Below are 16,807 nucleotides of genomic sequence, written 5' to 3'. Positions count from 1 at the left end.
AATTTATTTCATATGAAAACAATAATGTCATGGCTCAAAGATAAATTCTCAAAATCCGCTACAAAAGAGCATCATGACATTCATACTTATTTAATAGCACAAAAAGATACATCAGAACAAAAAAATCTAGAAAATAGAATTAATTTTTACGAAAATTATTTTTCCCTTATCGCTTCTGGTGCACGACTAAAACTCGTAGAAGCAATGTTTAATCTGAACCTATTCGCGTTATTTGAAAAAAATGAATTTGCTATGGAGCAGGAGATCATCGAAAAATTAGGATTAATGCCAATTAGAGCAAAAAAATGGCTCCATCTGCTTAGTTGTGAATATTTTTTAATAAAAAGTGAAATAAATGGTGAACCCGCATATAAATTAACCGATGAGTTTTACCAGTTAATGCAAAGTGATCGATGGTGGAACATGCAGTTCTTTTTTAATAGCTGGAATGTCGCTGCAGAAGAGAATCTTACTGACGTATTACGTTATGGTAAAGTCAAAACAAGTGTTTCCTGGCCACCCAAAAAAGATACGGAAGTGGTATGGCTAGAGGATTGGATGATGCAAACAGCAGACCAACCGATTCGTTGTATTTTAGATCGTATCAACTTTAAAAAAGTATCCGCTCTTTTGGATGTAGGAGGTGGAGATGGTACCATGGCGTGTGCTTTCGTTACCGAACATCCTCATTTAAAAGCTGCAGTATATAACCTACCCAAATCAGCTTTAATGGCAAGAAAAAAGATTGCTGATAAAAACTTAAGCAATAAAGTACATGTTATTGAGGGCGATTTTATTAAAGAAGACAGCTTTCCTGAAGGTTTTGATCTTATTTTATTTACACGAGTACTCTTTGACTGGAATGAACAAGTTGATAGAAAACTCTTAGCTATGGCTTATAAAGCATTACCTAAAAATGGCCTTGTAGGTATTTGTGAATTTTATAAAGAAGAAAATAATGATCGCTGCCTATCCGCAGAATACCGTTATATTTTTCACGATGATTTTACACCTCATGTGATGAAAACAGCTGAAGCGTACCGACGCATGTTGACTGAAATTGGCTTCACAATCATTCAGGAAAATATGGATGAAAAGCCTGCTTTCTCTTACTGCTCGTTAATTTTGGCCCAAAAATAATTACAAATAGCAAAGCTCAAAGTATTAGGGTTGCAAGCAAATCCTTAAATCCTCCTATATAAAAAATATTTTATTATCGGCGTGATAGATATGTAATCTGGGCACATTGACTGGATGTGTGTCTCTAAATTGCCCCTCTTCGAACATAATAATTACTCTTCCTCTATTTTCGATACTTACCGCTACATTAAGAACCCATTCACTATTTTCATACTCTACTCAATATTATGATCTCACCTGAACAAATTTTCTTAATTTTGGCCGGATAAAATACAAATTAAGAACACTTATTTTAAGTTCTTAACCTTTGTTGGGAGAAAAAAATGGCCTCATTTAAGAAAGATTTAATATTTAATATTGAAGATGTTGAATGTCCAGACTTAAAAATGCATCTAGAAAATATTGCAACATTTAGTGTGGGTATTTTACAACACGCTGCTGTATTTTGTAATCAATCTAAATCGATTGACAAGGAGCATGTTGATATAGCCATACCTGATGACTTTAATATTTGGGAACACAGTGAAATTTTAATTGAAACGAACAGGATGGGTACATCTAATATGAAGTTGGAATATGGTTCTACGATAACTGAAGTTGGAGACCATAAGAAAGGAATTTATCATCAGATTCAGCTCGGGCTGGAATATCGTATTAACGCATGGCAAAAAGCGCTTGAAAGTTGCGATGTAGAAGATAAAGCAAAATACCAACGCTTCATAAATCAAGCAAGTGCTCTTTCTCTTGCATTAGCTCTTGGAAAATTACATTTGCAATCCATGATACCGGAAACAGCAGCCTTAGACTCCTTAAAATCATGCCAAGAGTTTATTAGCCGGTGTGGCGATGACACGCTAAAAAATGATCTTGTATCAGATTTCAATCAATTTGAAGAGCTTATTAAAAAACATAGATACTTACATTATGATGTATCCACATCAGAAAGGCATTCAATTAGGGATGCAAAAGAAACCTATGAAAAAGCCTCTAACTATTATAAACATATAAAAGAAACTATTGATGCGTCTAATTTGCCTCAAGAAGCTAAAGAGCATATGTATGAGAAAATTGATTATGCTTTTGAGTGTTTTAAAAATAAAAATGATTTAAATTTGCAGGTACCCTTATTTAAATTTAGTGAAGAAGAATATTTTGAAAAATTTCAGGATAAAGCTCAGAAAATTTCCCTTGGTTTGAGTACCGCCGCCCTTGCTTTAACCGCAGCATCATTCAGTCCTGCTGCACCTGTAACCGCCCCCGCAGCTATGGCTTTAGGCCTTGCCTCTCTTGCGCTTACCTCTCCTGGTATTGTGAAAAATATAGGAGGAGCTATTTATAATAAAGCTCAATATGGCATCTCACCTACGAAAGGCGAGGTAATAACTGGAATCATGACTCCAACATTATTAGCGCTAAAAACTACACCGTTCCCTTCCCATATAGCAAGCAGCACTGTCAATGGAGTACAAAAAGGAATAACCATGGCAAAAAACACTTATGGGGTAAAAACATATGTCACTTTGCCAAACGATGGAAAAAGAGCTATGGAAGAAACTATCAAAAAATTTATCGATGAGTTCAAAAGTTACAATGAGGGAATAATTGAACGCAAATTAGATACAGGAAGATATCGCCTAAAGTTACAGGAAATTAAAGAAAATGATTTATCAGAGTCAAAAGAAAATTCTGTTGCTGTATCAATCAAGGCATGAGCAAATAACTAACCATATGTTTTTTATAGAAAATAATGAAAGATAAATACTTTAAATGTCTTAATATTGTCTTAATTATTGGTTGTTATCATGAGTCAAGATTTGATAATTTTGAGGAAAAACTTAAATGTTACATGAGCAAGAGGTATCTGCTCTCATTGAGTTAGATAATACAGAAAAATTGAAAGAAGATAAGAAACAAATTTCCTGGGCAGATGGAAAGGATAATGGAAAAATCGATGATCGATTTCTTGATGTAGGCACAGCTGCTTCACCGTCAAAAAAGCGTATAGAGAAGAAAATCCATAAGTTAATTGATGAGGGTTACACAGAAATTGAAGCAGCATCTCTTGTAGGAAAACCTGTAACTCCAAGTGGTAAAGTGCTTTTACATCATCCAACTTTTTATGCATCTCCAGAGCAAATTATGCAACAAAAAGAGGAAAACAATCGATATAGTTTTTTTTCTATGAAAAATATCGGATTAGGGGCCTTAGCATTAGGTGCTGCTGCAACATTAGGAATAATTTTATCTAAAAACAAATAGCAAACAATCAGGATATCCATGATAATAAATTCCATTGCATTTGTGCCTGAACGTGCCCCGGTCTCTTAATCACATCCCCTGAATCCACCCCCGGCTCTATCCGGGGAATCCAATAATCTAGCGCAAGCTTCTGGATTTCCCAAACAAGCCGTGGAACGTCAAAGAATAGAGCTACACTGAGCTATCCGTGGATGATCAAATTAAGATTTGATTTTAGTACCACCCAATACATTTGTTAATTCAACAAGGGTGTAACTTCAGATTCATATAATTATAATTTGCGTCATTACTAACGAATTATACCCATCAATTAACATTAATTTTAGGTCATAGGCTCCAGGCGCAAGTGTCCAACAGGCATGAGTCTTTTGCCAATTAATCCAATCCCTTATACGTTTTTGTATGAATAGTGATCACTCCATTAATTTTACCTGAATATAAAAACCGCTGCCTTTAATTTAATGTGATTTCGAAATAATGAATTTATAAGATCGAGTATACTCCTGGAACTTTTCGGTCTATAAAGGCATTTATGATACAATACAAGGTTATATCTTGCTTTTAGAGGAGGGAATAACATGATAACTCATCGTATGGATTTACGTTCTTATCATACTGAATGTCATAGCCATACCCATGAATTTGCGCAGTTAGTATTACCATTAGATGGCTCCATGGAATTAGAAGCAGGAAACTATTCGGGTGTTATAAACAAGAATAGTGGCGTATATATTGCACCTAATGAGCAGCATTGCTTTGCAGGAAGTCCCAAAAATCTCTTTTTAGTAGTTGATCTTAAGGCTCAAAATCATCCAGACAGGTACCACTCCCACGAGTTTATCCTCACCAAAAACATTAAGAATTTAATGCAATTTACCCATCATTACTTAAGTTTTCAGGAAGAAGATTTTTTTGCAGAATCATTAATCAATCAATTGCTGATTCATTTTGCAACAAACTCTTTTTCAGCTGAAGCGGATCAAACAGCCATTAAAGCAAAAAACTGGATTGATCGTTATTTTGCAGATGTTATAGATATAAGCAAAGTGGCGAAGTATTGTCATTTGAGCGTGAGCCAATTACAACGTCGATTCAAACACGTTATGGGGTATAGTCTTGCAGAATATTGGCGCTCTCAAAAACTATATCATGCGAAGCGATTGTTGACTTTAAAGAAGACTTCAATTGAAGCAATCGCTTTTTCAGTAGGCTATGAGAACTTATCTGCGTTTAGCCGTCGATTTACACAAACATTTGGCGTGTCTCCTTCACAATGGAGAGCAAAAGCGTTGAACAGCAAAAAAAATGAAGAAAACGGATAACTTTTTCTGTGCTTAACTCTGCTAAACTAACCTTTTTAATAAGTTATAATTAGAAATGTTAATGAACAAATCTTCCACCTATTTTCTGCAGGGCATGTGCTTTCTTATTCTGGCCCAGATTATGGTAGGCATTAATATCGTTGCTTCGAAGTATGTGCTGTCGTCAATTCCTATTCTTTTTATATTAGCATTAAGATTTGCGCTAGCCGCCATTATTTTATTTTTTTTGCATTGCCTCACTCCAGCAAAAAAAACATCAATAAGCTATTATTTTTCCAAATTAAAACAAAAAGATTGGTTATTTATAATCGCACAAGCCTTATCTGCAGGAGTACTTTTTAATTTCTTTATGTTAGGAGGGCTCCAATACACCGACGCTAATGTTGCTGGCATTATTACCAGTGCATTACCTGCACTTATTGCGCTAATGTCCTGGATTATTCTCAGTGAAAAAATATCAGGGAAAAAAATTATTTGTGTGGGGTTTGCAACCCTAGGCCTTGCCATTATTGGATTTGATAAATTAAGCGGCGCTCAAGCCAGCCATTCATTTTTAGGGGATATGCTTGTGTTGCTCTCTCTTATACCCGAAGCAACATACTATATATTAAGTAAAATGCACCCCCCCCCGCTTCCTCTCTTTTTAATTTCTTCCTTACTTAACGCAATCAATGCCATATTGTTGGTGTTTTGCCTGTTTTTTTGCTCATGGGATAATTTATCGATTCATTACTTTGATTGGCTTATTTTATTTATTTTAGGTTTAAGCACAGGCCTATTTTATGTTTTTTGGTTTCTTGGTTGTCAAAAAGTAGATGGAGTAATGGCTTCGTTATCCACAGCAGTAATGCCACTGGCAACCGTAATTCTTGCATGGCTAATACTTGGTGAACACTTAACCACAGGCCAAACTATAGGCATGGGAATGGTTCTCCTCTCAATTGCAGCTTATGCAAGACGGTAGAAATAAAAGATGGATATAGTCTATGATGCATTTATAAAGATGATAAAATTAGGAATCTAAATTGATTGCTCAAAAAAAATGGGAGCATTTCTCTCATGAATCCGATATAGGTGTGAGAGGTTATGGTTCTACTTTATCTGAGGCATTTGCCATGGGAGCTCTTGCGTTGACTCATGTCATTACCGATCAATTAATTCAACCGCTCAAAAGGCTTCACATAAGCTGTGAAGCCCCCAATCAAGAGATTTTATTCGTTGACTGGTTAAACGCCATTATTTATAACATGGCAATACATAAGATGTTTTTTAGCCAGTTTGATGTCACGATTAAGGGACTAAAATTAACTGCCCTAATCGCAGGAGAGCAAATAGATATTGTTCGGCATCAACCTGCAGTAGAGGTTAAAGGGGCTACTTTTACTGAATTAAACGTTTATAAAAGTAATCAAACTTGGATAGCACAATGTGTTGTTGATGTATAATTCTAGAATGATCAATTGCAATGCACCCTATTTCTGGAACTAAGGCAAAATCAATGGACCTAAATTTATTAGAGAAAATAAGTGATTTTGAATGGCAGATCCCCAAGCACGGTAAAATGCGGGTACCTGGATTTATTTTTGCTTCGGAAAGCTTAGTGCGTGATATGGATATGAAGGTTTATGAGCAAGTTTCTAATGTGGCCACATTGCCAGGAATTGTTGGAGGCTCATATGCTATGCCCGATGCACATTGGGGATATGGATTTCCTATTGGTGGCGTTGCGGCATTTGATCCTGATCATGAAGGAGTCGTATGTGCAGGGGGAGTTGGTTTTGATATTTCTTGCGGCGTAAGACTCTTAAGCACGGGGCTTAAACGTGAAGATTTTGAACCTTACAAAGAACGATTGGCGGACGCTTTATTTACCCATATTCCAGCTGGTGTAGGCAGCAAAAGCCGCATTAATCTGACGATGAAACAAATGGACGATATGTTGCGTGGCGGCGCTGTTTGGGCGGTCAAGCAAGGATATGGAGATAAGGAAGATTTAGAACATATTGAAGATTATGGCCGTGTTGATGGGGCATTACCCGAACATGTTTCAGAGCATGCAAAAAAGCGTCAAAAAAATGAAATGGGTACTTTAGGCTCAGGTAACCATTACTTAGAGATTCAGGAAGTAAAAAAAATATATTGTGACAAAACTGCCGCAGCATTTGGTTTAGCTTTGGGTGATGTGGTAGTGAGTATTCATTGCGGCTCTCGTGGTCTGGGCCATCAAATAGGAACTGATTTTCTACGCTCTATGTTAATCGACGCACAACAACGAGGAATCCAGTTAATTGATCGTGAGCTCGCTTGTGCGCCTATTCGTTCGCCAATGGGCGAGCGTTATCTAGGGGCAATGCGTGCAGGAATTAATTGTGCCTTAGCAAACCGTGAAATCATTACTCATTTTATGCGAGAAGTTTTTCAAGATGAGTTACCTGGCACCAAAATAAAACTTATTTATGATGTTTCCCATAATACCTGTAAGGAAGAAACGCATCAAATAGATGGAAAATCAAAACGTCTGTTTGTGCATCGTAAAGGTGCTACACGGGCTTTTGGACCAGGTCATCCTCAATTAGCCACTTCTTTTAGGCATGTAGGCCAACCCGTCATTATTGGGGGCAGTATGGGAACCGCTTCTTATGTTTTAGCAGGAACAGCAAATGCCGAAAATAAGTCCTTTGGTTCAGCGTGTCATGGTGCCGGGCGCGCCATGAGCCGACACCAGGCAACAAAGCAATGGCAAGGGCAAGAAATCATCAAGCATTTAGCCCAACAAGGTATTTTGATTCGCAGCAGTTCCTATCGTGGGGTAGCAGAAGAAGCTCCAGGGGCTTATAAAAATGTGGATCTTGTTGTTGATGCAGCACAAGATTCTGGTTTAACCAAGAAAGTAGCGAGATTAATCCCTATTGTTTGTGTGAAAGGATAATGTGCCTTCATGAATACTTTTTTTCTTTATATCCAGTTATTCTATTTCGACTGGCATATACGTTTGGGATTGACCAAGAATGAAAATGGGTTATAGCACTCATAAATGCGACACATTAAGGTGTATTGACAATTTATTTGGCATTAGCACACCATGAAAATGAATCCTTATTTTCTCAGTTGCGACTAAAAATAATTGCTACCAAGAGATACATATGCGTATACTTCCCAAGAGAAATTTATGAAGAAAATTATGAACACAGATCAAAAAATCAACTGTCCAACATGCCTGAAAAAAAATACCTGGCACCCTACTAATCAGTTCAAACCCTTTTGTTCTGACCGCTGCAAGCTCATTGATTTAGGTGAGTGGGCGAACGAAACACGAAAAATTCCTGGAAGTGCTACTGATTCAATGCATTCATTTGATATTAATGCGCAACCCAAAGATATGGGTGACGAGTTCTTCTAAAATACCCTCCATCTTTAAAAATCAAACTGAAATCGAAAGGAAAATGCTCAGGATGTTCCAGCACGGCATCCGGAGCGCATTGAGTCTTCCTAAAAAAAAGAGTGATGATGTTACAAACAGAGACAAAGATAGCTTGTTAACAGATTTGTCTCACAGAGTCATAAACATCTTCATAGGCTGTATCTCTTAAGACATCCCCGTGCGCGCTAATTAGATGTTTAAATTTCAATTTTAATAAATGTTCAAAATCCTTTCCTTGTACTCCAGTGGCTTTAAGCCAAATAGGTGAGATTCGAGCTTTTGCAATTTCTCCTTGAGAGAGAGCCATTTGAGCCGTCTCTTCGCTAAAAAACTGATCCACTTCCAACCAATTTTTAATGCTGTCACAACTGATAATAATTCCTTCATTATTATTAATATATAGAAATCCTTCTGGGGGAGCAGCGTTTTTGAATTTAAAGAAATGAGCATTTTTTATGGGTAATTTGTCAGCATCCTTTAGATACTGGGTTGTTGGGTAGTATCGGTTACTATCTTGTCCTTTAAGATGAACAGTCCATAAACAGGCATTGTATCGATCTAAATAAAATCGATCATCTCTGCCATGAAAGGCGCCAATGCTGATGACATGCCTGACACGTCCTAACTCATCAAGCTCTCGTAATCCATCCTCATTTAAACGTACGGTATTAACAAGTGCTAAATCACCATTACTCTCAATTATGGTCATGTTTCTACTGTGTTGAATCTTCCTATTTTCAAAATAAGTGATGTTTGAACCACGTACCACATAGATGCTTTCAAATTCTTTAATAATCTCGCCATGAGGCCATACAGGAGAATATTCTGACATAATACCTTTCACTTACTAAAATTTTATCACCAGTAGAGTTGTCTTTGAAAAACAAGATATTTATCGAAGAGGAGCATAAGGCTCCTCTTGCCCAATTACATGAATTGTCTCACACAACGGACTCTAAGCGGTGCATTCTTACCCACATCGGTTGGTATTCCATAGTTAAAATTCCTACTGATTGCATTATAAGCAGAACTCACAGATGATTCAGTCGAACTCCAATAATCGCCTCCCGGATAATATCCTCCTACGGTTCCAAAGGTCGTCCAAAGACAATTGAGTTGTTCAGAAGAAGGTAAGAACCAATCCGTATAACCTCCCCCGGTGTATGTAGCACAAAGCCCAGCGGCATAACTCTGACTTAGCCCCAATGTATTAACAATCGCTTTGGTATTGCTTGCACCATCAATAGAGCTTTGGGCACCTGGACCTATGGCTGTTCCATAACCTCCCCACATAATGCCTGAGCTAATGTCGGAGGGCGCCGCGATTAAGTGTAACAATCCTCCACTATCACAAGCGACAATCCCCCCACCATAACTTTGTCCTATCTGTGGCGCAAAAACAGTTAATGTAGTACTACCTGAAACCGCACTTTTGGTAGCAATGATATTGGTTGTTGCAGCAACTTCTTGCGCAGTTACCAGTCCTTGGCTCCCTACTGCATTGGATACAGTGGCAATACTTCCATTGGCTGATTGCCAATATACCTCGGTAGTAATATCTTTAGTCGTTGAATCAGTATAAGTTCCTGTTGCTTTCATTTGTTGGGTTGAATTTATGCCTCTGGGAATGGAACTGTCTGCTGGTGTCACCGTAATACCAGTGAGCGTAGCCTCCGAGACATTAACGCCTGTAGTGCCTGAGATGCCATTCAAACTCGCTTTTAGGGTGGCATTGCCTAAGCTTACTGATTGGGCCAATCCTTGAGTGCCAGTGGCATTGGAGATTGTAACAGCACTCGTATTGGAAGAAGTCCAAGTCACATCACTAGTTAAATTCTCTTCGGATGCATCTGAAAAAATTCCCATAGCTCTATATTGTTGGTTGGTTCCCAATGGCAGGGATGCATTTGCTGGAGTCACAACAATAGAATCAAGAACCGCTTCAATGATGTTTAACGGGGCAGCTCCGGTAACACCACTTAAACTGGCAGTAATTACGGTACTACCTACCCCTTTTCCTACAGCCGCTCCTGGGCTATCTGGCGCATTGGAAATAGTCGCTACACGGGTATCACTAGAAGCCCATGCCACCTCTTTGGTTAAATCTTGCGTTGTGTTATCGGTATAAATACCTTTGGCGGTATATTGTTGCGAATAACCATTAGGTAAAGAGATATTATAGGGACTAACTACTATGGAAGTGAGCTGGGCTGGGGTAACGGTAAGAAGTGCATTACCAGACACACTTCCATAAGTTGCAGTAATTGTACTTCCCCCTGTACCAACACCTAGAGCTAATCCCGGGGTATCAGGAGTATTTTCAATGCTTGCAACCTGAGGATTAGAAGAGCTCCATGTAACAAAAGAAGTTAAATCCTCAGTACTGTCATCTGAATATACTCCTGTTGCCATAAATTGTTGCGCTGTTCCTTTATGGATGGAGGGATTAACAGGAGTTACCTGGATTAAGCTTAAGGTTGCTGCAGTTACTTTCAATGAAGTGCTCATTGTTTGGCCTGCATACGAAGCAGTGATGGTGGTTGTGCCTACTGCATTTCCTGTAGCCAGGCCTTGGCTTCCTGAAGCATTAGAGATGCCAGCTACAGCAGAATTTGAGGATATCCAATGCACCTGGGTCGTCAAATCCAGAGTAGATCCATTAGATAAGACGCCCGTTGCTGTAAATTGCTGCTTTGTTCCTTTAGCAATAGACGGATCTGTTGGTGTAATCTGAAGCTGGGTCACTACCGCAGCATTAACTTGTATGGGTGCTGAACCTGATAAACCGTTTAATGAGGCAGATATAGTTGCATCACCCACATTAACGCCAGTAACGACTCCATAAGATCCCGAAGAATTCGAAACAGTTGCAATAGAGGGAGCTGAAGAATGCCACGCTACACTTTGTGTCAAATTTTTATGGATTTGATTAGCAAAAAAACCTATAGCGTAAAACTTTCTGCTTAAACCCTGGGGCACGGTAGAATTCAGCAAAGGCCGCCCATGATAAACTTTAATAGCAAGCAAAGGTGCCACTTTAATGCTTAAAATGGATTCTGCACTAGGCCGTGAACATAAAAAAGGGCTTGGGCTCGGATCTTTAGGACCCTTAGTTTTACAAACCATAGGGCCTCCTAAATAAGAAGGAGGAAGTTCATTTCCATTCAATTGCAAGGAGAGCATACAGGATTGATTGGGTGCCAAGGTAAAAGGGCTTTTGCAGTTTTCTAAACCAATCGTATTTTGGCTAATCCCTTTTATTGGAACCATGGTTAAGGTGCGTGTTAGTTTGGTGTTATTGGTCACTTGATAGTTTACCTTTACGGACCCTGTACTAGGAACTATAACTTGAGTTGGTGTAGTTGCTACTATACTGAACGTCGGTTTAGAAAGTGCCATCCCCAAAATTGGGATGCATAATCCTAAAATTCCCAGACCAATACGCGTCATCAAAGAAGTAAATCTACATGTCATAGTATATCCTTAAACTAAGAAGCTGAGGCTAACTTGTGGTATTCAAATAAATTTATTGATCTATCTTATATGATAAGAAATAATTTTTGTATCATTTAAATTTAAATAATTGTATAAAGATACTCTAACACCCTTGATGGCCTCGATTGCAGTGTGCGCACAATCCTTTGATTTCTACCGTACAATTGATAATTGAAAATTGAATTGCGTCAGCTGATTCTTGTACGGGTGTAAAATCTATAATGCACTCTAATTCTTTGACAAAATCACATTGGTTGCATATAAGAAATTGTGCTTGACCCACATGATGCCCGTGCAGACAGGCAATATAGGATTTAAGGCTATCAATACAATGAATAAATCCTTCCTGGTGCCAAAATTGGATAGCACGATAGACGGTAGGTGGCTTGGGGTTCTCAACTTCCATAGATAATTTTTGCAATATCTCATATGCACTAAGTGGCACCTTTTCTGCGATTAATATTTTGAGGACACGTTCCCTTGGCTCTGTAAATCGATAACCATGGTTCACACAATGCTTATAGGCTTTGTCCAACAAATTATGCTTCATCAAATTATCTTTAGGTTTTTAGATTTAAGTCAACTAGTGTAACACAGTCTTCATTTCACGAAAAAAGAATCCTGCCCCGAAGCACGAATTATTTTGCCGCATAAAATCCTTGGCCATATCCCATTCGCTTATGTATAAAAATTACTTAATTATCCTTGTTCTTTAGCAATGAATCGTTATAATGTAACACTTTAATGGCGTTGGTGTGCAATTTGAAAATTTTTGAGCCACTTTCCTTTTGGATTTTTGGGGGTAAAAAACCATGTATTACAATTATCGATTGTACTTCTTAGACGATGTTCAACTTCTCGATCCGAAAAAAACGAAAGAAAAAATTGAACAAATTTTGAATGAAGCCAAGGATTTGGGATTAGCCCGAGTGGCAATCGATTTGGACAGTCAAAATAAAAGCATCAGTTTGTTATGCAAATCCAAAGATACCCTTGACCTGCAAACTAAAGTAACTCAGCTATTGCTGAAAGCAAACATTGTGGTAAGCGAAACAATAGAGAAAGAAGCTCTTTCAGATGAAGAAGAGCTGGTGTGTGAAAATCATCAACATACTTCGAGCACTGAACAACATTATCCTATTAAGAAACACAAAAAAAAATCCAAACACAATTCTTCTCATAAGCATGCTCATGGACATTGTCCTGATCATTGCCAGGATCATTTCCACAATCATAATCATGATCTCTCCCATGGCCATGCCCATGGTCATACCCATAGTCATGAGAATCATTGGCTTAAAGCTGCTTTAGGTTTGATTTGGGGGATAGGCTTACTGGCTCTTTCTATTGCAAGTTTTAATATTCCCATGACGGCCTATTATGTGATAACAGGGCTTACCACTTTGATGACATTATATTTGGGGTATACTGTTTATCAATCAGCATGGGATGCATTGCGGGAAAAAAAATGGGATACCTCGGCATTATATACAATAAGCACTTTGACCATTGTTGCTGTTTCCATTATCAGCCTGTTTGTCCCTAGCCTGCCAATGATGTTTGAAGCAGCGCCTCTTGTTTTAGCCTTCTGGCATTTAGCCGAAGGGATTGAGCATACTTTAGTGGACGAGATTAATAAAAATTTAGATGTGCGTGATTGTATTGCTCCATTAGCTTTATTGAAAGGTAATCCCGATAAGGAAATTTCCGTAAAAAAACTAATACCTAATGACATCATTAAAGTGAAACAAGGAGAAGTGATTCCTGTTGATGGTGTATTAACTGAAAAAGCCCTACTTTACACCACAAGAATCGATGGCTCCCCCCATCTTAAAGAATTTCAGCCAGGTGATGTAGTAAAAGCGGGTATGCGTTTAGCAGATCATATTCCTTCCTTGCAAATGCGTGTTACAAAAACGTATCAAAACTCATATCTCTCATTGATCGCAAAAAATATTAATCAAGCAAATAATGAAAAAGCACCTATTGAATTGTTTGCAGAACGAGTTTTGAAATATTTCATTCCCGGATTGCTTGCAGTGGCGGCTATTTCAGGCATTACCATAAGCTTATTGTTTACTCCGGCACTTGCCATTCACTGTCTCGTATCGGTTCTTGTAAGCGCTTGTCCTTGTGCTTTAAGTTTGATTACCCCCATGGCAGTTAAAATCGGCATGAAAAAAGCTTCCGAAAATGGAATTCAATTTAAAAACGGAAAAGCATTACAAGCTGCCGCCGATATTGATACCATTGTTTTTGATTTGAATGGCACTCTCACTAAAGGTGAAGTTATAGTAGACACACTGCGGATTGACGATAAAAAGCTCCTGCGCCATATTGCATTATTAGAAAGTCAATCCGATCATCCCGTAGCAAAAATTATTAGTTCTTACCTAAACAATCAAGACGTAGTATCCAATGAATCTTTAGAAATCAGTTCCCTTGACAAAAGCCATCATTCAGGAATCAAAGGTGTGATCAATGGCGAAACCTACATGATCGGTAATAAAGACATGCTTTTGGCAAATGGAATTACACAGATAACCAAACCTTATGATAATCCTGATAATGGCTCTGTTTATATTGTGCGTGGCGAAAAAGTAATAGGGCAAATCGCACTAACCGACCCTTTGCGTGATGATGCTATTGCAACAGTAAATCACCTGAAACGTCTTGGTAAAACAGTACATATTTGCACAGGGGCGGATAGAACAACTGCAGAAAAATATGCCCTGTTATTAGGTATTTCTAAAGACAATATTTGTGCAAATACCGTAGGTGCGATCACTAAACATGGTGAAGTATCTAAAACCAGCTATATTCAACGATTAAAAAGCAAAGGCTATAAGGTAGCAATGGTTGGTGATGCGGCCAATGATCTTACCGCGATTGCCTATTCAAATATAGGCATTGCTGTAAGATCTGATATTGGGGATACCATCACACAACAACACGCGGGAATAGTCATCCAACAAGGGTTGTTATTTCCTATTGCCACAGCTTTTGATGTCGCAAAAAAAACCAAAGACAATATTTACCAAAACCTATTTGTAAGTTTGGCTTATAATTCAACAATCACTTTAGTAGCAGCAGGATTGTTTGTTGCCTTAGGTTTTACCCTCAACCCGGCAATTGGTGTTGCTTTAGTGGTGCTTGAATCCACAATTGTACTGGCCAATTTATATCGTTTTAAACAACAGGAAATTGTGTCCGCTGCATCAAACAATAAACATGCAAGCATGGATCTAGAACACTCTGAAAATACAACTTCAAAAGTTTTGGATGCATTGGGCTATCATTCGCAACCTAAAGCAAATTTAGCTTTAGGGCAGAAGCCTCTTGCAGTGGTCTCTCAGGCAAGAAGCTTATTCGCACCCAAAGAAAATTATGCTGACCCCACTCTTAATGGAACCCAGCAAAAAATTATATATCAAATTTGATATAAGTATCCTCTGTTGACAATTAGATCCCACATATCGCGCTTATGTGCGCGATACCCAGTATGGCAGGAATTGTCAACAAACCCTATATTCTATAAATAATTGTGGATTGATTTTCTAGTCTGTCTTGAAGAAAATCCAAAGCTTCATTGCATTTCTTAAGCAAAATATCAAGATTAGCTTTCGCTTGTTCATCGACCTCATCTATCATACGATTTAATACCTGACCCCTATAATCCCCAACTGTTTCCAGGTCGTTTCTCAAATCTTGCGAACCCATTTCCTCATTATTTTTATTCAGTATTGCGTCAAGTTTTGCATGGGCTTCATTAATAATTAAATCATCCAAATTGTATTTTTTATTTTAGGGAATATTAGGTTCTAATGAACCATACCACCCTGCTGTCAAATTCAAATAATCTTATCTGGCTGATGTGAATTAAATACTAAGTGGAGTAAGATTTTATAATCGAGTAGTTAAGGAATGATTCATATGTCTCAATGGCCTGAAATTATTATTCTAAATGGTACTTCTAGTGCAGGGAAAACAACTTTAGCTAAAGCGTTGCAAGATGCTTTTATCATGCCTTATTTGTATTGTTCTTTTGACTCATTCATTATGCTATCGCCTAAACGTTATTGGGAAGATGCTGCTAGTCCTGAGCAAAGTCCTCATAATGCCTATCTTGAACAGGGAGTGAGAATGATTGAGGTGCAGAAAAATGGGCAACCAAAGAAAATAGAAGCTGTTTTTGGCCCCGTTTTTCAATCCATTATAGATGCAATGCCTCTAGTAGTCGCAGAGTTAGTAGCTACTGGAAACAAAGTTATTTTTGACCAAGTATATCATAACCAAAAAATGTTTAACGATTGTCAACGAGCTTTTGCTCCTTATTATGTATTGCGTATTGGCGTTCATTGTCCTTTAAATATTGTCGAGGAAAGAGAACGAATGAGAGGTGATAGAGTATTAGGAAGAGCTCGAGGTTTATATGATCTAGTCCATCAATATGGACAAGATGACCTCAGTATTGATACTAGTACAGTGACCATAGAGCAGGCGGTGATACAAGTAAAAAAATATTTGCGAATTAAAGACTGAGCCCAGACCTTTTAGAGGATTAATGATTTTGGTTCTTTTTGCAATTATGCTTTTTCTAATAATACTACTATTTGGCTTACAGCTACATCTCAAAGATCGAATGATTATTTGCTCAAAGATACAGCCCTAATACTTGGATAAAAATACAAACTGATCTTACCTCGAAAAACCGGACACCAACTTTATGCTGCTAACTCAAACTCATTTGGGCACAAGTTTTGCACTTAGCTCATGCGGCTTGAAGTATTAAGATCTTGATGTGCTCCTGAATAGCATTTTTAATAACACTCCAGTTTTGTTGATACAGTGTAATTTTTTGTGAGATACGCAATTTGTGTTGTTCAAACCAAGCTGCAATAGCAAGAAAGATATGATTTCTTTGCGCTCGACCTGTGCGTGCCTGACAACGCTCTATTCCACATGTTTGTTTCACTTCTCGATGATAGACCTCGACTGACCAACGTGCGTCCGTAATGTGTTGCACCTGCTCACGTGTTGGGATTTCCATGTTTGTCGTCACGTAATCAATGCGGCCATTTTTTGCCACAAACTTGAATACAAAAACCCAACCATACCCACGTAAATGAACCGAAAGTCCTTCTTCGGGAATATCTAACGTTTCTAATCG

15 protein-coding genes are annotated in these 16,807 nt (G+C 38.0%); 10 read left to right on the top strand and 5 right to left on the bottom strand.

Translation table 11 applies throughout. From position 1 onward, the window contains the following. The first annotated feature begins 12 nt into the window (after positions 1–12). The 8 genes from EKG34_RS03555 (at position 13) to EKG34_RS03520 (ending at position 8,121) form a co-directional block, all read left to right on the top strand. A complete protein-coding gene (locus tag EKG34_RS03555) occupies positions 13–1,140 on the top strand; it encodes a methyltransferase (RefSeq protein WP_012978869.1) in 1,128 nt (375 codons plus the stop codon). A 323-nt stretch (positions 1,141–1,463) separates the two neighbouring features. After that, positions 1,464–2,852 (top strand): hypothetical protein, encoded by a 1,389-nt coding sequence (locus tag EKG34_RS03550; protein ID WP_003632664.1) that lies wholly within the window; start codon positions 1,464–1,466, stop codon positions 2,850–2,852. A 127-nt stretch (positions 2,853–2,979) separates the two neighbouring features. Beyond that, the gene (locus EKG34_RS03545) at positions 2,980–3,399 is read left to right on the top strand and encodes a hypothetical protein (protein WP_003632665.1); all 420 of its coding nucleotides are present in this window, start codon (positions 2,980–2,982) and stop codon (positions 3,397–3,399) included. A 578-nt stretch (positions 3,400–3,977) separates the two neighbouring features. Next, the gene (locus EKG34_RS03540) at positions 3,978–4,721 is read left to right on the top strand and encodes a helix-turn-helix domain-containing protein (protein ID WP_003632666.1); all 744 of its coding nucleotides are present in this window, start codon (positions 3,978–3,980) and stop codon (positions 4,719–4,721) included. Positions 4,722–4,782: 61 nt separating this feature from the next. After that, on the top strand, positions 4,783–5,685 hold the full coding sequence (locus EKG34_RS03535; RefSeq protein ID WP_105166045.1) for a DMT family transporter: 903 nt from the start codon (positions 4,783–4,785) through the stop codon (positions 5,683–5,685). Positions 5,686–5,746: 61 nt separating this feature from the next. Further along, positions 5,747–6,166 carry an archease gene (locus tag EKG34_RS03530; RefSeq protein ID WP_003632669.1) on the top strand — a complete coding sequence of 140 codons (420 nt, stop codon included), beginning with the start codon at positions 5,747–5,749 and terminating at the stop codon, positions 6,164–6,166. Positions 6,167–6,219: 53 nt separating this feature from the next. Next, positions 6,220–7,650 (top strand): RtcB family protein, encoded by a 1,431-nt coding sequence (locus EKG34_RS03525; RefSeq protein ID WP_012978866.1) that lies wholly within the window; start codon positions 6,220–6,222, stop codon positions 7,648–7,650. Between the two features lie 252 nt (positions 7,651–7,902). Then, on the top strand, positions 7,903–8,121 hold the full coding sequence (locus EKG34_RS03520) for a DNA gyrase inhibitor YacG (RefSeq protein WP_035904751.1): 219 nt from the start codon (positions 7,903–7,905) through the stop codon (positions 8,119–8,121). Positions 8,122–8,257: 136 nt separating this feature from the next. On the opposite strand, the gene EKG34_RS03515 is transcribed toward EKG34_RS03520, so the two are convergent. From EKG34_RS03515 to EKG34_RS03505, 3 genes are all read right to left on the bottom strand, one after another. Further along, on the bottom strand, positions 8,258–8,974 hold the full coding sequence (locus EKG34_RS03515) for a hypothetical protein (protein WP_003632672.1): 717 nt from the start codon (positions 8,972–8,974) through the stop codon (positions 8,258–8,260). Positions 8,975–9,069: 95 nt separating this feature from the next. Next, positions 9,070–11,616: an Ig-like domain-containing protein gene (locus tag EKG34_RS03510; RefSeq protein ID WP_003632673.1), complete on the bottom strand. Its 2,547-nt coding sequence runs from the start codon at positions 11,614–11,616 to the stop codon at positions 9,070–9,072. Positions 11,617–11,740: 124 nt separating this feature from the next. After that, on the bottom strand, positions 11,741–12,187 hold the full coding sequence (locus tag EKG34_RS03505; RefSeq protein WP_003632674.1) for a Fur family transcriptional regulator: 447 nt from the start codon (positions 12,185–12,187) through the stop codon (positions 11,741–11,743). 262 nt (positions 12,188–12,449) lie between these two features. Between EKG34_RS03505 and EKG34_RS03500 the strand changes: the two genes are divergently transcribed. Then, positions 12,450–15,077 carry a heavy metal translocating P-type ATPase gene (locus EKG34_RS03500; RefSeq protein WP_003632675.1) on the top strand — a complete coding sequence of 876 codons (2,628 nt, stop codon included), beginning with the start codon at positions 12,450–12,452 and terminating at the stop codon, positions 15,075–15,077. A gap of 85 nt (positions 15,078–15,162) precedes the next feature. On the opposite strand, the gene EKG34_RS03495 is transcribed toward EKG34_RS03500, so the two are convergent. Then, entirely contained in the window at positions 15,163–15,426 is a 264-nt protein-coding gene (locus EKG34_RS03495) for a hypothetical protein (RefSeq protein WP_003632676.1), read from the bottom strand. Positions 15,427–15,570: 144 nt separating this feature from the next. On the opposite strand from EKG34_RS03495, the gene EKG34_RS03490 reads away from it, so the two are divergent. Further along, positions 15,571–16,179 carry a chloramphenicol phosphotransferase CPT family protein gene (locus EKG34_RS03490; RefSeq protein WP_012978863.1) on the top strand — a complete coding sequence of 203 codons (609 nt, stop codon included), beginning with the start codon at positions 15,571–15,573 and terminating at the stop codon, positions 16,177–16,179. Positions 16,180–16,408: 229 nt separating this feature from the next. On the opposite strand, the gene EKG34_RS03485 is transcribed toward EKG34_RS03490, so the two are convergent. After that, positions 16,409–16,807 (bottom strand): transposase (locus tag EKG34_RS03485; protein WP_165391537.1); only part of this gene is annotated, 399 nt, incomplete at its 5' end.

Origin of the sequence: Legionella longbeachae (genome assembly GCF_004283175.1) — a bacterium.
In the GTDB taxonomy this organism is placed as follows: domain Bacteria; phylum Pseudomonadota; class Gammaproteobacteria; order Legionellales; family Legionellaceae; genus Legionella; species Legionella longbeachae.
The sequence above is the reverse complement of the archived record's forward strand: the minus strand, read 5'-3'. Positions and strand labels throughout refer to the sequence as shown.